This window comes from Nocardioides sp. Z22_16, from assembly GCF_058134365.1.
The window spans coordinates 415,737-438,419 of the sequence record NZ_JBYTTI010000001.1; the positions used below are offsets into that span (position 1 = coordinate 415,737).

23 protein-coding genes are annotated in these 22,683 nt (G+C 71.4%); 4 read left to right on the forward strand and 19 right to left on the reverse strand.

Annotated elements, in window-relative coordinates; translation table 11 throughout:
• Position 1: 1 nt before the first annotated feature.
• The 18 genes from AC3X7R_RS01990 to AC3X7R_RS02075 all read right to left on the reverse strand — a co-directional run bounded on the left by AC3X7R_RS01990 (position 2) and on the right by AC3X7R_RS02075 (position 17,122).
• The gene (locus AC3X7R_RS01990) at positions 2-889 is read right to left on the reverse strand and encodes a branched-chain amino acid ABC transporter permease (RefSeq protein WP_489963872.1); all 888 of its coding nucleotides are present in this window, start codon (positions 887-889) and stop codon (positions 2-4) included.
• The gene (locus AC3X7R_RS01995) at positions 886-1,770 is read right to left on the reverse strand and encodes a branched-chain amino acid ABC transporter permease (RefSeq protein WP_489963873.1); all 885 of its coding nucleotides are present in this window, start codon (positions 1,768-1,770) and stop codon (positions 886-888) included. Before AC3X7R_RS01995 ends, AC3X7R_RS01990 begins: the two co-directional genes overlap by 4 nt.
• A gap of 72 nt (positions 1,771-1,842) precedes the next feature.
• Positions 1,843-2,994, reverse strand: a complete 1,152-nt coding sequence (locus tag AC3X7R_RS02000; protein ID WP_489963874.1) for an ABC transporter substrate-binding protein — start codon at positions 2,992-2,994, stop codon at positions 1,843-1,845.
• Positions 2,995-3,072: 78 nt separating this feature from the next.
• A complete protein-coding gene (locus AC3X7R_RS02005; protein WP_489963875.1) occupies positions 3,073-4,794 on the reverse strand; it encodes an FAD-dependent oxidoreductase in 1,722 nt (573 codons plus the stop codon).
• A 108-nt stretch (positions 4,795-4,902) separates the two neighbouring features.
• Positions 4,903-5,442, reverse strand: coding sequence for a nuclear transport factor 2 family protein (locus AC3X7R_RS02010; RefSeq protein WP_489963876.1), 540 nt, complete (start codon positions 5,440-5,442; stop codon positions 4,903-4,905).
• Positions 5,439-5,888, reverse strand: coding sequence for an acyl-CoA thioesterase (locus AC3X7R_RS02015; RefSeq protein ID WP_489963877.1), 450 nt, complete (start codon positions 5,886-5,888; stop codon positions 5,439-5,441). The genes AC3X7R_RS02010 and AC3X7R_RS02015 overlap by 4 nt, the downstream gene beginning before the upstream one ends.
• Positions 5,885-6,310, reverse strand: coding sequence for a MaoC family dehydratase (locus tag AC3X7R_RS02020; RefSeq protein ID WP_489963878.1), 426 nt, complete (start codon positions 6,308-6,310; stop codon positions 5,885-5,887). The genes AC3X7R_RS02015 and AC3X7R_RS02020 overlap by 4 nt, the downstream gene beginning before the upstream one ends.
• The gene (locus AC3X7R_RS02025) at positions 6,307-6,741 is read right to left on the reverse strand and encodes a hypothetical protein (RefSeq protein ID WP_489963879.1); all 435 of its coding nucleotides are present in this window, start codon (positions 6,739-6,741) and stop codon (positions 6,307-6,309) included. Before AC3X7R_RS02025 ends, AC3X7R_RS02020 begins: the two co-directional genes overlap by 4 nt.
• On the reverse strand, positions 6,734-8,251 hold the full coding sequence (locus AC3X7R_RS02030; RefSeq protein ID WP_489963880.1) for an AMP-binding protein: 1,518 nt from the start codon (positions 8,249-8,251) through the stop codon (positions 6,734-6,736). The genes AC3X7R_RS02025 and AC3X7R_RS02030 overlap by 8 nt, the downstream gene beginning before the upstream one ends.
• 83 nt (positions 8,252-8,334) lie before the next feature.
• A complete protein-coding gene (locus AC3X7R_RS02035; RefSeq protein WP_489963881.1) occupies positions 8,335-8,739 on the reverse strand; it encodes a nuclear transport factor 2 family protein in 405 nt (134 codons plus the stop codon).
• 135 nt (positions 8,740-8,874) lie between these two features.
• A complete protein-coding gene (locus AC3X7R_RS02040; RefSeq protein ID WP_489963882.1) occupies positions 8,875-9,756 on the reverse strand; it encodes a mycofactocin-coupled SDR family oxidoreductase in 882 nt (293 codons plus the stop codon).
• Complete coding sequence (locus tag AC3X7R_RS02045; RefSeq protein ID WP_489963883.1) at positions 9,753-11,534, reverse strand: flavin-containing monooxygenase; 1,782 nt, start codon at positions 11,532-11,534, stop codon at positions 9,753-9,755. Before AC3X7R_RS02045 ends, AC3X7R_RS02040 begins: the two co-directional genes overlap by 4 nt.
• Positions 11,535-11,622: 88 nt before the next feature.
• Positions 11,623-13,284: an FAD-dependent oxidoreductase gene (locus tag AC3X7R_RS02050; RefSeq protein WP_489963884.1), complete on the reverse strand. Its 1,662-nt coding sequence runs from the start codon at positions 13,282-13,284 to the stop codon at positions 11,623-11,625.
• Positions 13,281-13,850, reverse strand: coding sequence for a nuclear transport factor 2 family protein (locus AC3X7R_RS02055; RefSeq protein ID WP_489963885.1), 570 nt, complete (start codon positions 13,848-13,850; stop codon positions 13,281-13,283). The genes AC3X7R_RS02050 and AC3X7R_RS02055 overlap by 4 nt, the downstream gene beginning before the upstream one ends.
• Positions 13,851-13,866: 16 nt before the next feature.
• Positions 13,867-14,367, reverse strand: a complete 501-nt coding sequence (locus tag AC3X7R_RS02060) for a nuclear transport factor 2 family protein (protein ID WP_489963886.1) — start codon at positions 14,365-14,367, stop codon at positions 13,867-13,869.
• Entirely contained in the window at positions 14,367-15,527 is a 1,161-nt protein-coding gene (locus AC3X7R_RS02065) for an acyl-CoA dehydrogenase family protein (RefSeq protein ID WP_489963887.1), read from the reverse strand. The genes AC3X7R_RS02060 and AC3X7R_RS02065 overlap by 1 nt, the downstream gene beginning before the upstream one ends.
• A gap of 88 nt (positions 15,528-15,615) precedes the next feature.
• Positions 15,616-16,887, reverse strand: a complete 1,272-nt coding sequence (locus AC3X7R_RS02070; protein ID WP_489963888.1) for an MFS transporter — start codon at positions 16,885-16,887, stop codon at positions 15,616-15,618.
• A 37-nt stretch (positions 16,888-16,924) separates the two neighbouring features.
• The gene (locus tag AC3X7R_RS02075; RefSeq protein ID WP_489963889.1) at positions 16,925-17,122 is read right to left on the reverse strand and encodes a ferredoxin; all 198 of its coding nucleotides are present in this window, start codon (positions 17,120-17,122) and stop codon (positions 16,925-16,927) included.
• Positions 17,123-17,283: 161 nt separating this feature from the next.
• Between AC3X7R_RS02075 and AC3X7R_RS02080 the strand changes: the two genes are divergently transcribed.
• From AC3X7R_RS02080 to AC3X7R_RS02095, 4 genes are all read left to right on the forward strand, one after another.
• Entirely contained in the window at positions 17,284-18,558 is a 1,275-nt protein-coding gene (locus AC3X7R_RS02080) for a cytochrome P450 (protein WP_489963890.1), read from the forward strand.
• Entirely contained in the window at positions 18,555-19,745 is a 1,191-nt protein-coding gene (locus AC3X7R_RS02085) for an NAD(P)/FAD-dependent oxidoreductase (protein ID WP_489963891.1), read from the forward strand. Before AC3X7R_RS02080 ends, AC3X7R_RS02085 begins: the two co-directional genes overlap by 4 nt.
• The gene (locus tag AC3X7R_RS02090) at positions 19,742-20,986 is read left to right on the forward strand and encodes an MFS transporter (protein ID WP_489963892.1); all 1,245 of its coding nucleotides are present in this window, start codon (positions 19,742-19,744) and stop codon (positions 20,984-20,986) included. The genes AC3X7R_RS02085 and AC3X7R_RS02090 overlap by 4 nt, the downstream gene beginning before the upstream one ends.
• Positions 20,987-21,049: 63 nt before the next feature.
• A complete protein-coding gene (locus AC3X7R_RS02095; RefSeq protein ID WP_489963893.1) occupies positions 21,050-21,508 on the forward strand; it encodes a MaoC family dehydratase in 459 nt (152 codons plus the stop codon).
• 99 nt (positions 21,509-21,607) lie between these two features.
• On the opposite strand, the gene AC3X7R_RS02100 is transcribed toward AC3X7R_RS02095, so the two are convergent.
• Entirely contained in the window at positions 21,608-22,651 is a 1,044-nt protein-coding gene (locus AC3X7R_RS02100; protein WP_489963894.1) for an LLM class flavin-dependent oxidoreductase, read from the reverse strand.
• Positions 22,652-22,683: the final 32 nt, after the last annotated feature.

Below are 22,683 nucleotides of genomic sequence, written 5' to 3' on the forward strand. Positions count from 1 at the left end.
CTCAGCTCTTCTCTTGCAGGAGGGCGGCCACGCGGGCGCGCTCCTCTCGGGTGCGGAAGCGGTGCCAGGCGTCCTTGATCACGCCGAGCACGCCGTTGGGCAGGTAGATCGCGGCGGCGGCGACGATGAAGCCGTAGGCGACCTTCTCCCACTCCTGGACGAACGCGAGCCAGGTGGGCAGCCACACGAAGATGACCGCCCCGATCAGCGCGCCGATCCACGACCGGGCGCCGCCCACCACGATCGCGGTCAGCGCCACGATCACCAGGTGGAAGTTGACCTCGGCCGGGGTGATGGTCGAGCGCAGCAGGGTGGTGATGGCACCGGCCAGGCCGCCGATCAGGCCCGAGAGGGCGAACGACATCAGCCGGTAGCTGTTGACGTCGATGCCCAGGGCGTTGGCGAGCTCGGGGTCCTCACGGACGGTGTCGATCCGCCGGCCGAGGCCGCGGGCCTCGGTCCAGACCAGGACCGCGACGACCGCCAGGGCCACCAGCACGATCTGCAGCATGCTGATCTCGCCCAGCGCCCCGTAGAGGCCGCCGGCCCCGCCGGTCAGGTCGCCGCCGTTGACCGCGACGACCGAGACGATGAGGGTGAAGGCGATGGTCGCCATGCCCATGTAGAGGCCGGTGAGGCGTCGCACCACCAGGCCCAGGACGAAGACCACCAGGGCGGCGGCCAGCGCACCGACGGCCACCGACGGCCAGGTCGACCACTCCAGGTGGACCATCGTCATCGCGGCGCCGTAGCCGCCGACGCCGAAGGCGCCGACCCCGGCGAAGGAGAAGACCCCGAAGCGCAGCGGCACCTGGATGCTCAGCGCCAGCAGCAGCGTGGTCAGCGTCGTCTGGATCAGGACGACGTTCATGTAGTACCAGTCGCTCATGTGCGTCGCACCTCCTTGCGGCCGAGGAGCCCCTGGGGGCGAGCGAGCAGGATCAGGAAGATGAGACCGAAGGAGACCGCGTCCACCCAGGTCCCCCAGTTCATGTAGAGGACGAAGGTCTCCGCGCCGGCCAGCACGTAGGCGCCGATGACGGTGCCCGCCATCGACCCCAGGCCGCCGAGCACGATGACCGCGAACGCCTTGATGATCAGCTGGTCACCGGTCTCCGGCGCGATCGCGCCGAGCTGGAAGGTGAGCAGCGCCCCGGCCAGGCCGGCCAGCGCCCCGGCGACGGCCATGGTGCCGAAGGCCAGGACGGTGCGGTTGACCCCCATGCCGGCGGCGGTCTCGGCGTCGACGCCGATCGCGCGCAGCGCCAGGCCCTGTCGGGACCTGCGCAGCCAGAGGGTGAGGCCGATCCCCATGGCGAGGCCGGCGACGATGATGATGGCCGACGTGGTGGTCAGCCGGAGACCGAAGACCTCGAAGACCTCGGCCTTGTAGCTGCTGTTGAAGCCGAAGGGGCTCGAGCGCGTCTCGCGCTGTGCCAGGGCCAGCGGGATGGCGGCGACGCCGATGCCGCCGATCAGGATCCGCATCTCGGCGGCGTGCTGGTTCTTGGACCGCTTCAGGATCGGTTGGAAGGCGAGCAGCATGGTCAGGGAGGAGATGATCGCGCCGGTCAGCACGGCGATCGCGATCACGCCCAGGAAGGGCAGCTCGGTCTCCCGGCTGACCAGGTGGCCGACGAAGGCCGAGAACATGAAGGTGGCGCCGTGGGCGAAGTTGAGGATGCCGATGGTCCCCCAGACCAAGGCCATGCCCAGCGCGAACAGCAGATAGATCGAGCCCAGCGTCGCTGCGTTCAGCAGATCTTGCACGGGGGTTCCTCTCGGTGTTGACGGGACGGGATCACCGGGGTGCGGTCCCTGCGGACCGCACCCCGGTCGCACTCACTTGACGAGCGTCTCCTTGCCGTCCTGCCAGCGCACGAGGACGCCGTCGATCCGGGCGTCGTTGCCGTCGAAGGTCACCTCGCCCATCGCGCCGGTCAGGCCCTCGGCGGCGATCTCGGCGAGACCCTCGCGGATCCCCTCACGGGAGGAGTCGCCCGAGGCCTTGATGGCCCGCGCGATCCACCACATGGCGTCGTAGCCGTCGGCGGCGTAGGGCGTGGGCTCCTTGTCGAACTTCTCCTGGAACGCCGTGGTGAAGGCGTCCGAGGTCTTGTCCTCCATGGCGACCGAGAAGGGCACCGGGTAGACCAGACCGTTGGCGTTGTCGCCGGCGGCCTCGATGTTGCCGGCGGCCTGGACCGAGGTGGCCACGATCTGGCCGTCGTAGCCCGCGTCGTTGAGCTGGCCGAGCGCGGTCACCGACTGCGGGGCGATGAGCAGCATGACGAGCGCGTCCGCGCCCTCCTTGGCGACCTGCTGGGCCTGGCCGGAGAAGTCCTGCGTGGTCATCTGGACCGGCAGCGACTGCACGATCTCGATGCCGCGCTCCTCGGCCATCGCCGGGACGTCGTCCTCACCGAGCACGGCGAAGGTCGGGAAGGTGGCGTTGTAGAGGACCGAGATGGTCTCGACGCCCTCCTCCTCCAGGAAGTCCATCACCGAGGCGTAGTAGGACTCCATCGGCGGGGTGACGCGGAAGGTGTAGTCGTTGGTCACGACGCCCTCGCCACCGGCCTGGGTGAAGATCGTCGGCACCTTCTGCCGGCCCACCAGCGGCGAGACCGTGGCGGCCTGCTGGGTGGAGACCGGGCCGATGATCGCGGAGACGTCGCGGTCGCCCATCGCCTTGCTCATCTCGCTCGACGCCCGCTCGATCTCACCGGCGGTGTCGAGCTTGTCCAGGTCGATCGTCACGCCGTCGCCGAGGAAGCCCTGCTCCTCGATCTCGTCGATCGCGAGCTCGGCACCCTCCGAGGCACCCAGGCCGGCGTAGGCCACGGTGCCGGTCTGGTCCTGGACCTGGGCGATCTTGATGGTGTCGGCGATGCCGCCGTCGCCACCGCCCGCGCTGCCGCCGCCGCTGTCGCCGCACGCGGCGGTGCCGAACACCGTCGCCATCGCCAGGCCTGCCAGCAGCGCCTTGCGCATCTGCGCTCCTCTACCCATCGTTCCTCCACTGTTCGTTAGGTTGCAGGTCCGGCCGCGGGAGCGGCGGACTCTTGGGTGTCACGCGACCGGGTCGCCCGACAGTTCATGACCGACCAGGTAGGCCAGCGTGAGTCCGCGCCCGAGCGCGATTCCCGAGTTGTAGGCGGTGCCGGTGGTGGTCAGTGCCGCCACCGACCCGGCGGCGTAGAGCCCGGGAACCGGCTCCCCGCCCTCGGCGAGGACGTGTCCGTCGCCGTCGATGCGCACGCCCGAGGTGCCGATCCCGGTGCCGACGAAACGCAGCCGGATGCCGTGGAAGGGAGCCTGGACGACGGGGCCGAGCACGGGGCTCGGCTTGTTCTCCGGGTCACCGGCGAACTTGTTGACGTAGTCCACGGTGCCGCGGCCCCAGTCGGGGTCCTCACCCTTCTCGGCGTACTGGCTGAACCGCTCGGCGGTCCGGGTGAGCTGGTCGCCGTCGATGCCGAGCTTCTCCCCCAGCTCCTCCAGGGTGCCGGCCGAGGTGACCCACCCCTCGGGGTAGTCGCCACCGGGCGGGGTCGCGGCCAGGCCGTACTTGATCCGGTGCTGGTCGTCCCAGACCAGGAAGAACGGCAGGTGGCTGTCGTCGGGGTCGAGGGTGCGGCGGCAGATGTCGACCCAGTAGGAGTCGTTGCAGTAACGGTTGCCGTGCCGGTCGACGATCATCGAGTGCGGCATCGCGTACTCCGGGCCGTAGCCGAAGCCGGTGCCGACCTGCGAGCGCCACCCGGGCAGGATCGGCGTCGCGTTGGCGGGGATCCGGGCGATCTCGCCGCCGACCTGACGGGCCAGCTTGATGCCGTCGCCGCGCAGCGTCTCGGGGGCGACCGAGCCCCAGTCCTCCTCGGTGAGCCCGAGGATCTCGTGGACCAGCTCGGGTTCCCAGTCGTAGGTGCTGGTGGCCAGCACCACCGGGCCGCGGAGCTCCACGGTGCCGTCGGGGGTCTCGGCGCGGAGGCCGACGACGGCGCCCTCCTCGGTGATCAGCTCGACGACCCGGTGCTCGGTGCGGATCTCCACCAGCTCGTGGGCGACCACGCGGGCCAGGAAGCCGGCGACCACGCCGGTGCCGTAGGTGAGCGGGTCGGCGTCGGTCGCCCGCTCGAACTCGGTGCCGTCGGAGAGCCCGAAGGCCGGGAGCCCGGCGTGCGACTGCTTGGTCGCGCTCTGCTCCTCGCCGGCGTCGTCGACGTACGTCGCCCGGCGGCCCTTCTCCAGCAGGTCGCGGTAGGTGGTGCCGACCGGGAAGTAGGGGCTGTAGCGCAGCTTCTCGCGCCACGGGCCGAGCACCGAGCCGTCGATGACCTCGTTGGTCAGGTAGCGCCCCTGCGGGAGGGCGCCGGCGGCCTCGTTGTGGTAGTCGGCGAGACCGGGGATCACGGTCCAGCGGATGGCGCCGTTCTCCTCGAAGTACTCCATGGCGGCGGGCGACACGTCGATCCAGCGCAGCAGCGCCTGCTCGTCGAGCACCTCGGGCGCCAGGTGGGAGGCGACGTCGCGGATGTAGGTCTCGGTCAGCGCCTTGGAGTCGCCCTCGATGCCCTCGCGGCGGGCCACGTGGTTGTCGCCGCACCAGACCTGGCCGCCGGAGTAGGCGGCCGCGCCGCCGACCAGGTCGGCGGCCTCGAGGACCAGCGCCGGGCGGCCGTTGAGCGCACAGGTCAGCGCGGTGGAGAGCCCCGAGAGGCCGGCGCCGACCACGAGGACGGGCCTCTGCTCCTCGCCGGAGGAGGGGGCGGTCGAGGGGCTGTCGGTCATCGGGGAACGCTCCTTGGCCGGGTGACAGTGGTCTGCGTCACAGGTACTAAGGATGAGTGAATATCATGATCACCGTTGTGTCAATATCCCTGCGCATCATTTGACTCGTTATGTGGCGGGGCTCGGACGCCCCTCCCCCACCGGGGTGATCGCGCTGCTGCGTGCCGGCTCACCCGGGAACCGGATCCGGTCCACCTCCGGCAGGGTCGCGGCGTACTCCAGCGCCGAGGTGGCGTAGAGGAACCGGACCTCGCGGCGGGTGAAGACCCAGCGGCCCTCGTGGCGGGCGTACCGGTCGGCGTAGCGGTAGGCGGCCAGCACCACGCCCCGACCGGTGATCAGCTCGCCGTGGCCGCTGGAGCTCCCCACCGCCTCGTCGGGGCCGGTGGTCTCGACCACCACGGCGTGCGGGGTGTGCAGCATCCGCCGGAAGCCGCGCATCGACGCGCCCAGCATCTCCGCGATCTCCGGCCAGCCGGTGGCGAGGTGTCCGTCGCGGTCGAAGACCGCCTCGGGGTGGAACATCGCCTGGAGGGCGCCGAGGTCGTGGTCGTCGACGCGCAGCGCGTAGCGGGCCACCAGGTCGCGCACCTCCTCGCGGTCCAGGAGGCCCTGGACCCGGGGGTCGGCCCCGGCGGCCCCGCTCACACCTGGACCTCGAACCGGGGCGCCGGCAGCTCCCCGAGGACCTTGCGCAGCCGCTCGGGGATGGCCGCCTTGGAGAAGTCGCCGGGGTTGCGCGAGGCGAAGACCATCTGGCCCTTGGTCACCAGCGTGTCCCCCCGGGTGAACTCGAAGCCCACCGCGTAGGAGCTGGCGCCGATCCGCTCGGCGACGGCCTGGCAGACGATCTCGTCGAAGACCTCGACGGTGTCGACGTAGCGGCAGCCCGAGCTGATGCCGACGGTGACCACACCGAGGTCGTCGGCCATCTGGCCGCTGCGGATCCCGTGGGAGTAGAGCCACGTGGAGTAGCAGCGCTCCATCCAGCGGTAGTAGATGTCGAAGTAGGCGATGCCCACCGTGTCGGTGTCGCCGTAGGCCAGCTGGAAGGCGAGGCGGCCCTTCTCGGGCTCGTGGGTCAGCGTCGTCATCGGTTCTCCTCCAGGAGCACGTCGGCGGTCCCGGAGAGCACGACGGCGCCACCGACGACCTCCAGGCTGATGTCACAGGTGGCCACCCGGCCACGCTCGGTCTCCTCGACCGCGGCGACCGTGCCGGTGGCCCGCACCCGGTCGCCGGCCAGGACGTTGCCCTGGAAGCGCACCCGGAAGGCGAGCAAGCGGTCACGTCCGCCGGCCCAGCGGGCCAGCATGGTCTGCAGGTACCCCATGTTGAGCGGGCCCTGGTTGACCGGCCGCTCGTCCATGCCGAGCGCGGCCAGCGCGCGGGTGTCGAAGTGGATCGGGTTGGGGTCGGCCAGCAGCGCGGCCATCACCTTCATCTTCTCCGGGTCGACGGTGAGCTCGAGCTCGGGGATCGTGGTGCCGATCCGGACGTCGCTGGGGGCGCTCATGCCGACCTCCGCGGGAAGACGATCGAGTTGTAGCAGCGGGCCACGTGGTCGCCGCCGTGGTGCAGGTCGAGCTCGTAGCCGACCACGTCCATGGCGCCGGCACGCCGGCCGACCTTGCGGTCGACCGAGACCACCCGTCCGGAGACCTGGTAGGTCGCGCCGGTCTCCAGGGGGCGGTGCAGCGTGGTGTGGTGCTCGCCGAACATCGGGCCGTCCGCGGCGGTGGCGTCGAACCACGCGAAGAGCTCGTCCCAGGTCAGCCCGCTCCCGGCGACGCCGGCCATCCAGGCCAGCACCGGGTGGGGAACCTCGTCCCACGGGTCGTCGAGCAGGGTGTCGGCCACCAGCCAGGCCCGCCAGGGGGCGAGCGTGTACTCGCCCCCCGGGAACTCGCGACCGACCCTGTCCTCGTAGCCTCCCGGCTCAGACATTGCGATCCTGGTCCTCCCAGAACGGCTTGCGCAGCTCGCGCTTGAGGATCTTGCCGGTGGGCGCCTTGGGCAGCTCGACGACGAAGTCGACCGACCGCGGCTTCTGGTAGCTCGCCAGGTGCTTCTTGGCCTGGTCGATGATCTCCTGCTCGGTGACCTCCGCACCCGGCTTGAGCACCACGAAGCCCTTGACCGTCTCGCCCCACTCCTCGTCGGGCACGCCGATCACGGCACACTCGAGGACGGCCGGGTGCGAGGCGATGGCCTCCTCGACCTGGACGGAGTAGATGTTCTCCCCGCCCGAGATGATCATGTCCTTGGCGCGGTCGACGATGAAGACGTAGCGGTCCTCGTCCCAGGTGGCCACGTCGCCGGTCCACATCCAGCCGTCCCGCAAGGTCTGCGCGGTCAGGTCGGGGCGGTTGAGGTAGCCCACCATGTTGGCCGGGCTCTTGACGATGATCTGGCCGGGGGTCTTCCCGTCCTGGGGCACGTCGTTGCCGTCGAGGTCGACGACCCGCACGGTGGTCACGAAGCCCTCGCGGCCGCACGACTTGAGCCGCTCGGGGTGGATCCCGTTGATCGCGTCGAGGTGGTCCTCCTGGGAGAGGAACGTCATCGTGGTGCCCTCGGTCTGCCCGTAGCCCTGGATCAGGGTGCACGGGAAGGAGTCGAGCGCCTGCCGGACAATGTTGGACGGCATCGGCCCGCCGCCGTACTGGATGTTGCGCAGGCTGGAGAGGTCGTACTGCGCGAAGTTGGGCTCCGCCATCATCCAGTTGAGCATCGTGGTGACGCCGAGGAACGCCGAGACCTTCTCGTTCTCGATCAGGTCGAGGGCGAGCTTGGGCGCGAAGTTCATCAGCACCAGCGGGCAGCCGTGCTTGAGGTAGTTCATCGCCAGCACGATCGGGATGTGGTACATCTGCCCGGTCAGCATGTAGACGTCGGTCGGCACGATCCGCTCCGCGACCGTCTGGTTGAGCATGCCGGCCGCGGCGCTGCGGTGGGTGTGCAGGGCGCCCTTGGAGTCGCCCGTGGTGCCGCCGGTGTAGAGCAGGAAGAACGGGTCGTCCTCCCCGACCTCGGCGCTCTGCGCGGGCTCCTCGTCGGAGGACCGGGCGATCAGCTCGTCGAGGCTGCCGTCGGAGCCGGGGCCGAAGGAGAGCGAGGCGATCAGGTCGACCTCACGCTCGACGGCGGTCGCGACCTCGGCGAACTCGCCCTGGGTGATCAGCACCCGGGGCCCGGCGTCGCGGACCACGCCGACGAGCGCCGGGGTGGCCAGCCGCCAGTTGAGGGGCTGGGTGACCAGCCCGACCCGGCCGGCGGCGAAGTAGAGCGCCTGGAACTCGACGCAGTTGCGCGACAGCATCGCGACCTTGTCGCCCTTGGTGAGGCCGAGCGCCAGCAGGCCGTTGGCCAGCCGCCGGACGAGCTCGTCGAAGTCGCGCCAGGTGACGCGCCGGTCGTCGGCGGCGTCGTAGATGGCCTGCTTGTGGGGGGTCATGCGCGCCCACTTGGCAGGGATGAGTCCTTGGTTCATGCAGGTCCTCCGGGAAGTCTCCGAGATCGTCGGGCGGCAGGTGGCGCTCAGTAGGCCTTGTCGAGGTCCAGGTGGAGCGAGCGGAAGCGCAGGCTGCCGCCCTCCTCGACGATCTCGGAGGAGTAGAGGCCCGCGGAGAGCAGGTTGGTCTGGTCGTTCTCCGTGGCGATCAGGGTGAGGTAGTGCTTGGTCCTCGTCACGCCGTCCTCGGTGCCCTCGACGATCAGGTTGGTGTTGACGTGGCGGCGCTGGTCGGTCTGGGACGACATCGAGTCGCGCATCAGCTTCATGATCGCCTCACGGGGTCCGAAGGAGATCTTGTCACCGCCCGCGATCACCATCGAGAAGGTGGCGTCCTCGGTGAAGACCGACTCCATCGTCTCGAGATCGGCGGTGTCGTAGGCCAGGGAGTAGCGGTTGGCGAGATCCTCGAGAGCGGCACGGTCAGTCATGGTGACTCCTTGGTGAGAGCGGGCGCGGCGGTGCGCCCGCACGGAGAGAAGCGATTCGTGCATATTGTGCGCATGGTTTGAACGTGATGTCCACCACGCGCCGCCACGACTTGGGAAATTCCGCCGAGCCCGGCCTTACTGCACCGACGCGCCCCCGTCGACGGGGATCTGCCCGCCCGACACGTAGTAGGACTCCGGCCCGGCCAGCCAGGCCACCGCGTGGGAGACGTGCTCGGGCTCGATCCACGCCTTGCCCATCGGGTTGAGCCCGGCGAACGCCGCCTCGGCGTCCTCGGCCCTCGGCTCGTCCAGGTCGGGGCGGAAGAGCCGGTAGGTCCGGCTGTTCTTCACCATGTCGGTGTCGATGGAGTTGGGGTGGATGGTGTTGACCCGGATGCCGTGCGGGCCGAGCTCGTTGGCCAGCACCTTCATCAAGCCGACGATCGCGTGCTTGGTGGTCGTGTACGCCGCCACGTTGGCCAGGCCCTTGAAGCCCGCCAGCGACGCGATGATGATGACCGAGCCGCCGGGACCCGCGGCGAGGAGGTGCGGCGCCGCCGCCTTGTAGGTGTGCCAGACGCCGGTCACGTTGACGTCCATCAGCTCGCGCCACGCGTCGGCGCTCACCTCGTGGGTCGCCTCGCCGAAGGTGAAGATGCCGGCGTTGGCCACGACGACGTCGAGGCTGCCCAGCGCGGCCACCCCGGCGTCCACCGCAGCGGTCAGCGCGTCGATGTCGCGCACGTCGGCCTGGGCGGCGTGGATGCGCCCGCCCGCCGCCTCCACCTGGCGCACCGTCTCGGCGAGGTCCTCAGGCGTGGCCAGGTCGTAGAACCCGTCGAGGCTGCCGATGTGGTCGCAGAGGTCGACGGCGATGATCGCCGCCCCGTCGCGCACCAGGCGCAGGGCGTGGCTGCGGCCCTGGCCGCGAGCGGCGCCGGTGATGAGGGCGACCTTGCCCGCGAGAGGCCCCTCCCCCTGGCGGGGGGTGGAGGTCGTGGTGGTGGTGTCGGTCATGCGGTCCTGCCTTCCGAGAGAGTGCGGGGCTCGAGGAGCCCCTCGTGGTCTGCCTTGATCTGCAGTGCGAGGAACTTGCCGTAGAAGCGGGCCATCGCCAGGTTGCCGCCCATGAACCAGAGACCCTCCTGGCCGGAGCGGCGCCACACGCCCTGGAGCTCGCCCTCCGCGTCGAGCCCCCAGACGGGGCCGCAGCGGTCGGCGACCTCGTCGCCGAGCAGCCGCCGGGCGGTCGCGAGCATCCCCTTGTAGCCGGTGGCGAAGACGACGACGTCGGCCTCCAGCACGGTGCCGTCCTCGAGCTCCAGGCCGCCGGGGGTGAAGCGGCGTACGCCGACCCCGGAGCGGACCTTGACCTTGCCCTCGGCGATCAGCTCCGAGCAGCCGACGTTGATGTAGTAGCCGCCGCCGCGCTGCAGGAAGAGCTGGAGCGCGCCGGTGCCGTCGATGCCGGAGGAGGTGAGGAAGCCCGCCTGCTCCAGGCCCGCCAGCATCTCCCGGTCGTGCTCCGCCATCGCGGCGGTGGTGGCCTGGTGCATCTCCGGCGCGCAGTTGAAGGGGAAGGAGGCGCTCAGCAGGTCGGCCACCTCCGTCGGCGGCCCGCTCTCGTCGTACATCCCGGTCATCGCGAGACCGGAGCCGGCGACGCTCACCACGTAGGTGGGCGAGCGCTGCACCATGGTCACCTCGGCGCCCTTCTCGAAGAGCTCCTGGGCGATGTCGTGGCCGCTGTTGCAGCTGCCGACGACCACGGCCCGGCGCCCGGCGAAGTCGGCGCCCCGCGGGAACGCCTTGGAGTGGCAGGCCAGGCCGGTGAACTCCTCGGCGCCCGGCAGGTCGGGCAGGTGGGGCTCGGTGCCGCTGACCCCGGTGGCGAGCACCAGGTGGCGGGGCCGGACCGTGCGCACCGTGCCGTCGCCGCGCCGCAGGGTGACCTCCCAGCCGTCGGCCCCTCGGTGCGTGCTCTCCACGAGCTCGGTGCCGGTCCAGACGTTGAGCTCCATGGTCCGGGCATAGGACTCGAGCCAGTCGGCGAGCTTGTCCTTGGGCGTGTAGACCGGCCAGCTGGGCGGGAAGGGGAGGTACGGCAGGTGGTCGTACCAGACCGGGTCGTGCAGCACGAGCGAGTCGTAGCGGTGGCGCCACCCGTCGCCGACCCGCTCGTTGCGGTCGACGACCAGGGTGGGCACCCCGAGGCAGCCCAGGCGGGCGGCCAGTCCCAGGCCGCCGTGCCCGGCCCCGACCACGAGCACGGCCGGCTCCCCGTCGGCGAACTCCTCCTGGCGCCGGCGCGTCTCCGACCAGCTGCGCGCCATCCGGTCGGCGCCCTGCGCGCCGCCGAGCGGTCGCCTGGTGCCGGTGAGCTCCTCGTGGCCCACCAGTTCGTCGGCGGCGGTGAGCAGCGTCCACGCCCGCCAGGCGCCGTCGCGCTGCACCAGGCGCAGCACCCCTCGACCGCGGACGAGGGGGGTCTCCAGGTCGAAGGTGGCCTGCACCCAGGGCTCGGCTCCCGCCTCGACCAGGGCGGGGGCGTCGGTGAGGGTCAGCGTCACCGGTCCGGCGGGCAGCTCCTCGATCCTGGCCGCCAGGGCGTCGTGGCCGTGGGCGGTGCGCAGGTCCCAGGTGAGGGCGAGCAGGTCGCGCCACCACCCGTCGGCGTGGAAGAGCTGCGGCACGGCGGTGGTGGTGCCGTCGCGCAGCACCGCCCTGAACTGCTCCAGCCAGGCTCCGGTGAGGGCACCCAGGTCGGGTGCCACCCTCTCGTCGGTCGTCGTCATGGGCCCGAGACTCCAATCCTGATATCCGTAATCATGAATTGGTAAAAGTGTCTCAGATCACATCAGGACCGACAAGAGGGTGGGACGCTCACTCCCCCGCGACCGCGCGCCCGCAGCGGTACCCGAAGACCATCGCCGGCCCGAGGGTGCCGCCCGCGCCGCCGTAGACCATCCCGGTCGGCGCGGCCATCGCGTTGCCCACCGCGTAGAGGCCGGGGATCGGGTCGCCGTCGACGTCGACGACCTCGCAGTCGGGCGTCGTCAACGGGCCGCCCTTGGTGCCGAGCGAGCTCGAGTGCACGGGCGCGGCATAGAAGGGGCCGCGGTCGATCGGACCCAGCGTGGCGGCGGTCCCCGGGTAGTGGCTGCGGTCGCCGCACCACCCGTCGTACGCCGAGTCCCCGCGACCGTGGTCGGTGTCGCGACCCTGGGCGCAGAGCTCGTTCCACCGGGCGACCGTGGCGTCCAGCTCCTCGCCGGGGACGCCGATCTTGTCGGCCAGCTCCACCAGGGTGTCGGCCCGGGTCATCCACTCCGGCATCTCACCGCCGGCGGGGATGCCGTAGCCGCCGTACATCTCGACGTAGCCCTGGTCGAAGACCGCCCAGGCGGGCTGGTTCTCGTACTCGAAGCGGGTCGGGTGAAAGACGTGGAACGCCGCGCCCAGCGCGTTGTAGTTGGCGGCCTCGTTGGTGAACCGCCGACCGTCCGCGTTGACCATGATCGTGCGGGGCAGGGTGCGCTCGCGCTGCAGCAGCTGGATGCCGTGGTTGGCGTACTGCTCCCCCTCGAACCCGGGGATCGTGACGACCGGGACCCACCACGCCTCGCGCATCACGCCGAGCTGGGCGCCGACGCGCATGGCCATCCGCAGCCCGTCGCCGGTGTTGGTCGGGGCGCCGGGCGCGTGGCTGAGCGGGCCGCGCAGGAACGCGGTGGCCAGCTGCTCATCCCGCTCGAAGCCCCCGGTGGCCAGCACCACCCCGCGACGCGCGCCGATCCGGCGGCCGTCGGCCAGCTCCACGCCGGTGACCCGACCGGAGTCGGTGACCAGCCGGACGGCGTCGGCCGAGGTCCGCACCGCGACGTCGCGGTCGAGCAGACCCTTCAGCAGCGCCCCGAGCAGGCCTCGGCCCAGGCCCTCGAGCGCCTGCTCGGTGCGGCGGGACGCCTCCTCGGGCTCGAGGAAGCCGGTGCCGCCGCCGACCGGCGTCTCACCGACGTACATCGAGCGCGGGAAGCCCAGGAAACGGTCCGCCCACTCCCCCAGCTCGTGGAAGGAGAAGAGCTCGGGCTCGGTCGAGCGGCCACCGCCCGGCATCCCGCCGGGGTGCTCGGGGTGGTAGTCCGGATAGCCCGGGACGAGGCGCATCCGCAGCGGGGTGCGGTCCTCGACCCAGTCGAGCATCTCCTTGACGGTCGAGACGAAGGCCTCAGCCATCTCGGGGCGGATGAGTCCGTGGGAGAGCGCCGAGAGGTAGTCCAGGCCGTCGGCCTCGGAGTCGACCACGCCGTGCTCGGCCTGGTACGTGTTGGCCGGCAGCCAGGCGACCCCGCTGGAGAGCGCGCTGGTGCCGCCGAGCACGTCGGCCTTCTCCAGCAGCGCGACGCGGGCGCCCCGGTCGGCGGCGCTGAGCGCCGACATCATCCCGGCGCACCCGCTGCCGAGCACCACGACGTCGAAGGTCTCCTCGAACCCCTCCCGCTCGCCGCCGCGCTCGATGTCCTGGTCCGTGCTCGTGACGCTCATGCACCCACCTCGTTCGGGTAGAAGGAACGCAACCAACCGAGATCGCCACCGTGCAGCACCGAGGGCCAGTCGGCGGGCCGTGGATCGCCGTAGACCAGGGTGCGCCGGTCGCTCTTCATCGTCTCGACGTACTCCGAGGCGGGCAGGTAGTACATGTAGCCGAGCTGCCGCTCGGCGATCCGCCAGCCGCGCTCGGTGCGGCGGTAGACGTCGTGGTAGCGCAGCGCGACCCACATCGTCTCCCCCTCGCGCACCAGCTCGGCGTGCCCGCTGACCAGGCCGGCAGCCCGGTCGGGGTCCGACTCGTCGAAGCGGGTGAGCACCGAGTGCATGAAGTGGTGGGTGGCACCCAACGAGTCGTAGCGCCCCTGGTAGGTCTGGGCGATCGTCTCGAGGCCGCGGGCGTCGAAGACCCCGTCCGCCGAGGTCAGGTGGGCGTCGGCGGTGAAGAGACTCTCCAGCCCCGGCAGGTCGCGCTCGTCCATCACGAACCCGTAGAGGTGCACGAGGTCCTGGATCGCCTGCCTGTCCTCGAGCCGGCGCAGCCTCTCCTCGGTGGTCGTCATGTCTCTCTCCTTCTCCTCAGGGTCGGTCGGGGCGGGGGCCGAACGACTCCATCGACGCCGGCGCCAGCGCCGAGGGGTCGAGGAACGCCGTGCCCTTCACGTGGAGGCGCTTGGCGCTGATCAGCCACCGCCCGCCGTCGCGCACCATGTCGTCGCGGTAGCGCCCCCAGACCATCCGGGCCTCGCCGGAGGCGTGCGTGGTGACCACCCAGAAGGTGGCGTCGAACCGGACCGGGTCGTAGGGGCCGGTGCCGAGCGGGGAGACCTCCACGTTGGTGGCCATGTGCTGGGCCACCTCGACGTCCGAGGCCGCGAACCGGCGGTAGAGGTCGAGGAACGCCTCGCGCCCGCGGGTCTCCTCGCCCTTGCGGGCGAGGAGCACGTCGCGGGTCACCAGCTCGCCCAGCCCGTCGACGTCCTTGGCGTCGACCAGCCGCTGGTAGGCGTGGAGCAGCCGCTCGGCCTCCCGCTGCGGCAGCAGGCCCTCGAGACCGTCGGCGCTCCCGACCCCGGCCATCAGTACGACCTGGGCAGTCCGAGCACGTGCTCGGCGACGTAGTTGAGGACCATCTCCTGGCTGATCGGGGCGATCCGGTTGAGGCGCGACTCCCGGAAGTACCGCTCCACGTGGTACTCCTTCGCGTAGCCGTAGCCGCCGTGCACGTTGATCGCGACGTCGGCGGCGTTGAAGCCGGCCTCGCTGGCCAGGAACTTGGCCATGTTGGCCTCCCGGCCGCAGGGGATGTCGTTGTCCACCATCCAGGCCGCCTTGTCGCAGATCGCGGTGGCGGCGTCGAGGCGGATCCGGGCCTCGGCGAGCTGACCGGCGATCAGCTGGTTCTGCCCGATCGGCCGGCCGAAGACGATCCGCTCGTTGGCGTAGGCGACGGCGCGGCGCAGCGCGGCCTCACCGAGGCCCAGCGCCGCGTTGGCGGAGATCACCCGCTCGGCGTTGAGGCCGCTCAGGATCACCTTGAAGCCCTCGCCGACCTCGCCGATGACGTCCTCGTCGGCGACGAAGAGGTCGTCGATGAAGAGCTCGTTGGTGTCGACCGCGTGCCGTCCCAGCTTGGGGATCTCGCGGATGGTCACGGCCTCGGGGTCGAGGGTCGCGAACATCAGGGTCAGGCCGCGGTGCGCCTTGCCCTCGCGCGGGGAGGTGCGGACCAGGAGGAACATCCGCTCCGCCTCCTGGGCCTTGGTGATCCAGACCTTCTTGCCCGAGACGAGCCAGCCGCCGTCGACCTTGCGGGCGGCGGTCTGCAGGTTGAGGGTGTCGGTGCCGGCGTCCGGCTCGGTGACGGCGAAGGAGACGTGCAGGTCGCCGGAGACCGCGCGGGGCAGGAAGCGCTTCTTGAGGCTCTCGCTGCCGTGGCGGATCAGGGGCTCGAAGCCGAAGATGCCGATGTGGACCGCCGAGCAGCCGGCCATGCCGGCACCCGAGGCGGAGATCTCGCGCTCCACGACGGCCGCCTCCTGGACGCCGAGGCCGCCACCGCCGTACTCCTCCGGGATGCTCAGCCCGAGCCAGCCGGCCTCGGCCACCGCGTGGTAGAAGTCCCAGGGGAACTCGTGCTTGTCGTCCTGCTTCATCCAGTAGTCGTCGTCGAACCGGGCGCACATGGCTCGCACCGCCTGCCTGATGGACTCGTGCGTCTCGTCCACGGCGAAGTCCATGGTTCCTCCTGCTCTCGGGGCGGCCCGGCTCGCGTGTCCTGGCTCACAAGATTTCCTTATCACTATTATCACTAGAGGAGCCGCGCTGTCACCCCCCGGGGCGGCCCCTCCCCACCGGGGGCGCCCTTCGTGACGGGCGCGCCGCGACCCGGACCAGGAGCATCGCGACCGCCGTGGTGACTGCCATCAGCGCCCAGGCCCAGCCACGACCGCCCGCCGCGGAGAGCAGGCCGAAGCCGATTGGGCCGACGGCCGACCCCACCCCGCTGCCGAGCTGGAGCAGGCCGCTGGCCGCGCCAGCCCCGGCCGAGCGACGGACCAGAGCGACCAGCAGGAGCGCGGGCCAGGTCCACGCCGCGACCAGGCTGAGGAGCACCCCGGCGACCACCAGGGCGCGCCACCCGGCAGCGCCCGCGGCGCTGGGGTCGGTGGCGGGGTCGGGGACGGCGTCCAGGCCCAGGGTGCCGGCCGCGACCAGGGCCAGCGCGAGGACCGCGACGGCCATCACGCCCAGCAGCGGCGCCAGGTCGTCGGCCGGACGGCGGTCCAGCCACCAGCCGGCCGCGACCCGCGCCAGCACGGCCACCAGGCTCCCCGCGGAGACGACGCCCGCCGCCTGTACCGGGCGCAGCCCGGCCGAGACCAGGCTCAGCACCGCGAAGCCGGTCAGGGTGGCGACGGCGAAGGTCCCGAGACCGGCGGCGACCACCACCGGGACCGCCCGCAGCGGGGCCGCCGGTGCTGCCGGCCCAGCCTGGCCGCGGTCGCCCGGGGCCTCCCGCCCGGTGCCCGGGGCGGCCAGCAGCAGGCCGCCCACCACCGCGAGCGGCAGCACCAGGCCGACGGCCATCGCCGGACGCCAGCCGTGCAGGTGGGCGAGGGCGGGGAGGGTGGCGCCGGCCACCGTCATCAGCAGCGGGGGCGCGGTCTGCTTGAGGCCCAGCACGGAGGCCTGCCGCCCGGGCGCCACCGTCGCCATCACCAGGATGTTGCTGGTCGGGGAGGCGAAGGCGTAGCCGAGCCCACTGAGCGCGACCACCGCCAGCAGCGCGGGCAGGGAGTCGACCAGGAGCACGCAGGCGACCAGGCAGGCGGCGGTGAGCAGGGCGCCCCACCACGCCCCGGCCGGCCACCCGCGGCCGTCCACCCAGCGCCCGGCGAGCGGGGCGGCGACCGCGGTCACCGCCCAGAAGGCGGAGACCACCAGGCCGAGCCGGGCATCGTCGAGGCCCAGGTCGGCGGTGAGCTCGACCGAGAGCAGCCCGAGCAGCGTCGGCACCGCCACCGCGGTGCCGAGCAGCAGGAACGCGAGGAGGCCCGCCGACCGTCCTCGCGGACGGCGGCGGGCCGCAAGACCCACGCGGGGACTCAGTCCCGGGAGCCCCGGTCCTCGGCGCTCAGTCCTCGATGGTCAGCGCGATCTCCGGGCACGAGTCGACGCCGAGCGCGGCGGCGTCCTCGAGCTCCTCGGGGATCTCCCCGTCGAACTTCACGATGACCTGGCCCTCGTCGACCGTCACGTCGTAGACGTCCGGGGCGGACATGCGGCAAAGGCCGTGGCCCTGACACTTGTCGAGATCAGCGACAACTCTCATGCTGGCTCCTCCTGACTGGGTGCACCGTCGGTGCCGGCTCCGGGAATCGGTCGAGGCCCGGCGTGTTCGCGCCAGTCTCCCTTGACTCCATGCTGGGTATAACTATTATCATGATCCTGCTCACCCAAGGAACCCCTTGGCCACCAAGGAGGATTGATCTGATGTCCGACCAGCCGCGCTGCCCCGTGACCAACTTCGACCACCACTCGGCGGAACACGCCGCGGACCACGTGGGCGCCTACCGCAAGCTGCGTCAGGAGTCCCCGGTGGCCTGGACGGAGGCACACGGAGGGTACTGGGTCATCTCCAACTACAAGGGGGTCTTCGATGCCTCGCGCGACGACGACCTCTTCTCCTCCGGCCGGCACGACGAGTTCGGCGGCCCCGGCCTCTCGGTGACCATCCCCAAGGCCCCGACCGCCTTCCACATCCCGATCGAGCTCGACCCGCCGCACTTCCGGCCCTACCGCAAGGCCGTCAACAAGGTCACCGCCCCCGCCGCGGTGGAGAACCTGGACGACGTGATCAAGCACTACGTCACCGGCTTCATCGACACCATCATCGAGAAGGGCGAGGCCGACCTCGCGATCGTGGCGGGCGTCCCGGCCGCGGTCACCATCGACTGGCTGGGCCTCGACCCCTCGGAGTACAGCAACTACGTCGACGCGATGCACACCCTGGTCGCGGCCGCGCCCGGCTCCCCGGAGTACGTGCACGCCGCGGAGGTCGCCGTCCCGTGGGTCAGCAAGACGGTCCGCGAGCACATCGCGCACCGCCGGGAGAACCCCAGCGACGACGCCACCACGCACTTCATCAACTCCGAGGTCGACGGCCGGCGGATGGACGACGATGAGGTCTACTCGATCCTCGAGCTGGTCATCTCCGGCGGGGTGGGCACCACCGCCTCCCTGGTCACCCAGTCGCTGGTCTGGCTCTACGAGAACCCCGACCAGCGGCAGCGGCTGATCGACGACCCCTCGATGGTCGACATCGCGGTCGAGGAGTTCCTCCGGGTCTTCTCCCCCACCCAGGCGCTGGCCCGGACGATCATGGAGGACACCGAGTTCCAGGGCTGCCCGGTGCGCAAGGGCGACCGCGCCCTGCTCTCGTGGGGCTCGGCCAACCGCGACGAGGAGCAGTTCGAGAACCCCGACGAGGTCGACATCACCCGCTGGCCCAACCGGCACGTCGCCTTCGGCCTCGGCATCCACCGCTGCGCCGGCTCCCACATGGGCAAGGCGATGGCGCGCGAGATGATCCGCCAGGTGCTCGCCCGGATGGGCGACTACGCGGTCGACATGGAGAACGTGGTGGCCTACCCCGACCAGGGCACCAACGCCGGCTTCCACACCATCCCGGTCACCTTCACCCCCGGGGAGCGCCTGCTCGGCGACACGCCGCTCTTCCGCGACCACTACACCAAGACCGGGAAGTGAGCGCCGCACCCGGCGGCACGTTCCCAGGGCTGGACCCCGAGGACGGACGGGTCGTCGTCGTCGGTGCAGGACTGGCCGCCGCCCGGCTCTGCGCGGTCCTGCGTCGCAAGAAGTTCCGCGGCACGATCACGGTGCTCGGCGCCGAGGACGTGCCGCCCTACGACCGGCCGCCGCTCTCCAAGGCGGTGCTGGCCGGCGAGCGCGACGACTCACCGCTGCCCTTCGACACCGAGAAGCTCGGCGTCGACCTGCGCCTGGGCACGACCGCGACGGGGCTGGACACGGCCTCCCGGACGGTGCTGACAGACGCCGGCACCGACCGTGCCGACGCGGTCGCCTACGACGCGCTGGCGATCGCCACCGGCGCCGCGCCGCTGCGCCTGCCCGGGGACGGCCCCCAGCTGACGCTGCGGACCCTCGACGACGCCCTGGCGCTGCGCGCCCACCTCGTCCCGGGGGCCCGGATCGTGGTGGTCGGCGCGAGCTGGATCGGCGCCGAGGTCGCGACCACGGCCCGGGCGGCGGGCTGCGAGGTCACCTGCGTGGAGTTCGGGCCCGAGCCGCTGGCCGGCGCCCTGGGCGAGAAGGTCGGTGGAGCCTCCCGCGCCTGGTGGGAGGGGATCGACCTGCGCACCTCCACCGGGGTCACCTCGGTGGAGGCCGACGGCGTCCACCTCGAGGACGGCACGGTGCTGCCGGCCGAGGCCGTGGTCACCGGGATCGGGGTGCGCCCCGACCTGGCGTGGCTGACCGGATCAAGCGTGGAGACCGACCGGGGCATCCTCACCGACACCCGCTGCCGGACCAACGTGCCCGGCGTCGTCGCCCTGGGTGACGTGGCCCAGCGCTGGTCGAGGCACACCGGCACCCACCGGCTCACCGAGCACTGGGACGAGGCGAGCATGGTGGCCACCGCCGCGGCCTCCACCCTGCTCGACTGGGAGCAGGGCCCCGAGCACGACCCGGTCCCCTACTTCTGGTCCGACCAGTTCGGCCGCAAGCTGCAGTACGTCGGGGCCCACGGCCTCGAGGACGAGCTCGCGCTGGACCGGGACGCCGACGGCGCCCTGCTCCGCGCCTCCTGGAGCCGCGAGGGCACCCTGACCGCCTGGCTCGGCGTCGACCTGAGCAAGGAGCTGGTGAGGGCCCGGACGGCGGTGGGCGGCCCCCTCTCCGCCCTGGGATGAGCGCGGACCCCGCCCTCGCGGCAGGCACGGAGCCGGGCATCGCGGACCAGGGCGGCCGGCTCCGGACCTGGGTGGCGCTCCTGCTGGTCGTGGGGATCGGGGTCAACATCCGCGCCGTCTTCGGCGTCACCCCGCCCCTGGTCCCGGTGATCAGCGACGACCTGTCACTGAGCGCCACCGCGGCGAGCCTGCTCACCTCGGTGCCGATCCTGGCCATGGCGGTCTGCGCCCCGCTGGGGCACGCACTCTCGACCCGGCTCGGCCCGGACCGGGCGATGATCGCCCTGCTGGCCTTCCTCGGCGTCGCGGAGCTCTCCCGGCTGGCGATCGGCACCGCGGTGTCGCTGGTGGTCTCCGCCGGGCTCATCGGAGGCGCCCTGGGGGCGGTCTCCACGCTGACCCCGGCCTTCATCTCCCACCACCTCCCCCGGCTGCGCGGGCTGGCCACCGGGGTCTACTCGACGTCCATGGCGCTGGGCGTGGCCCTGGCCGCCGGCACCGCGCAGCCGATCACCGAGCTGCTCGGCGGGTGGCGGGTCGCCCTGGGCCTGTGGGGGGTCGCGGCGCTGCTGCTGGTGGCCGCCCTGCTCGCCGCCCGGGCCTCCGGGGCGGGCCTGCCGCGCGAGACCGGGCCGGCGCAGCGGATCTCGCTGCCGCTGCGCGAGAAGCGGGCGTGGTTCGTCACCGCGGTCTACAGCGTCCCGATGTTCCTGGGCTTCGGCGTGATCGCCTGGCTGCCCAGCCTCTTCATCGAGCACGGGCTCTCGGCGGGCACCGCGGCGCTCTACCTGGTCCTCTTCCAGTCCGTCCAGCTCTTCTCCATCCTGTCCCTCACCCCCCTGACCGACCGGATCCCCGGCCGGCGCGGGGTCTTCGCCACCGTGATGGTCACCGCGACGGCAGGGCTGCTCCTGCTCACCCTGGAGCCGCGGGACCTGGCGCTGCCCGGGCTGCTGCTGGCGGGCTTCGGGATCGGGGGCGCCAGCAGCCTGGCCCTGGTCAAGGTGCAGGACGAGGCGACGTCGCCCCAGGACGCCACCCGGCTGAGCTCGATGGCGATGCTCTTCTCCTTCACCGGCGGGGCGGCGGCGCCGTTCCTGATGGGCGCCCTGACCGACCTCACCGGCAGCCTGGTGCCGGGTTTCGGTCTCTGCTTCGGCGTCAGCGCGCTGAGCATGCTGCTGCTGATCGGGATGCACCCGGCGCCCGGCCACCCGCGCGCGCACGCCATACCGGTCTAGAATCCATGCTCATCATTGCCCTAGACTGGGCCAAATTTCCAGAGCTGTACGGAAGGAGTGCCCATGCCCGGCATGTGGTTCGAAGAGTTCGAGGAGGGCCAGGAGTTCAAGCACCCCTGGAGCCGCACCGTCACCGAGATGGACAACATCCTGTTCACCTCCATCACGATGAACCCGGCACCGATCCACCTGGACGCCGAGTACATGGCGACCCAGCCGCACGGCCAGCGCCTGATGAACAGCCTCTACACCGCCGGCCTGATCGGCGGGATGATCGTCTACGACCTCACCATGGGCACCACCCTGGGCAACCTGGGCTACACCAAGTTCGACTTCCCCAACCCGGTCTTCCACGGCGACACCCTGCGGGCCGAGACCACGATCCTGGACAAGCGCGAGTCCAAGAGCCGCACCGACTCCGGCATCGTCAGGTTCGAGCACCGCGGCTACAACCAGCGCGACGAGCTCGTCCACATCGCGCACCGGGCCGGGCTGATGCTCAAGCGCCCGGCCGACGCCTGAGGCCTGGCCGCACCCCTCCGCAAAGCAAAGGGGCCGCTCACCGTGACGGTGAGCGGCCCTTCGCGCGTCCCGGTGAGGGAGGGGCACCGGAGACGCGAGTCAGACGGGCTGCTTGGCTGCCAGCTCGTCGAAGCCGATGCTCTGCAGCTCCTTGAGCGGCTCGACGACCTCGCGGCCGACCTGCTCGAGGTAGGCGGCGGTCTGGTCGGCGTCCATGCCCGGCCAGTGCGGACGCACCAGCAGCGGGCCGACCGGGAGCCGGGAGGCGATGTCGCGGATCTGGTCGCGGACCTGCTCCCCGTTCCCGAGGAGCACGTGGTCCTTGACGTTCTCCAGGAAGTCCGCTTCGACCCGCTCGCGGTCCAGCAGCGCCATCCCCTGGTCGGCGTAGGAGACGTACTTGACCCGGGCGACCTCGGCGAACTTGTGCAGCGCGTCCTCGGGGTCGGTGCCGAGCTGCAGCTCGCGGCGCAGCGGGAACTTGGTCAGCGGCAGGTCGAACTTGGCCCGCTCGTCGAGGTAGGCGCCGACGAGCTGCTCGACCTGCTCGATGGTCTGCTGGGGGGTGATGGTCCAGACGTCACCGTGCCGGGCGGCGCGGCGCACGCCCATCTCCTTCATCGCGCCGAGCCAGATCGGCGGGCGCGGCTTCTGCACGGGGTGCAGGTGGGTGGGCCGGTCCTCGATGTCGAAGAACTTGCCGTGGTGGGTGACCCGGTCCTGGGTCCAGACCTTGGTCATCACCTCGATCAGCTCCTCGAGCAGCGAGTAGCGCTGCTTGTAGGGCTTGCCGAAGACCTCGTACTCGTGCGGCAGGTAGCCGGTGCCGATCCCGACCACCAGCTTGCCGCGCGTGATGATGTCGAGGGTGGCCAGGTCCTCGGCCAGCTGCACGGGGTGGTGGAGCGGCCCGACCAGCACGGTGGTGCCGATCTTGACGTGGTCGTCGAGCTCGGCGGCCAGGCGCGCCAGCATGGGCACCGGCTGGAGCCAGCGGAACCCGTCGTAGAGGTAGTGCTGCCCGATGGTGAGGTAGGTGAACCCCGCCTTCTGGGCCGCCTCGACCTTCCGCAGCATCAGGTCGAGGTGCTCCTCGGGCGGCGTCGAGACCGGCTGGTCCCCCATCAGGATGCCGAATTCCATGCTCTCTCCTCTACTCGTTGCCGCCGTCCGGA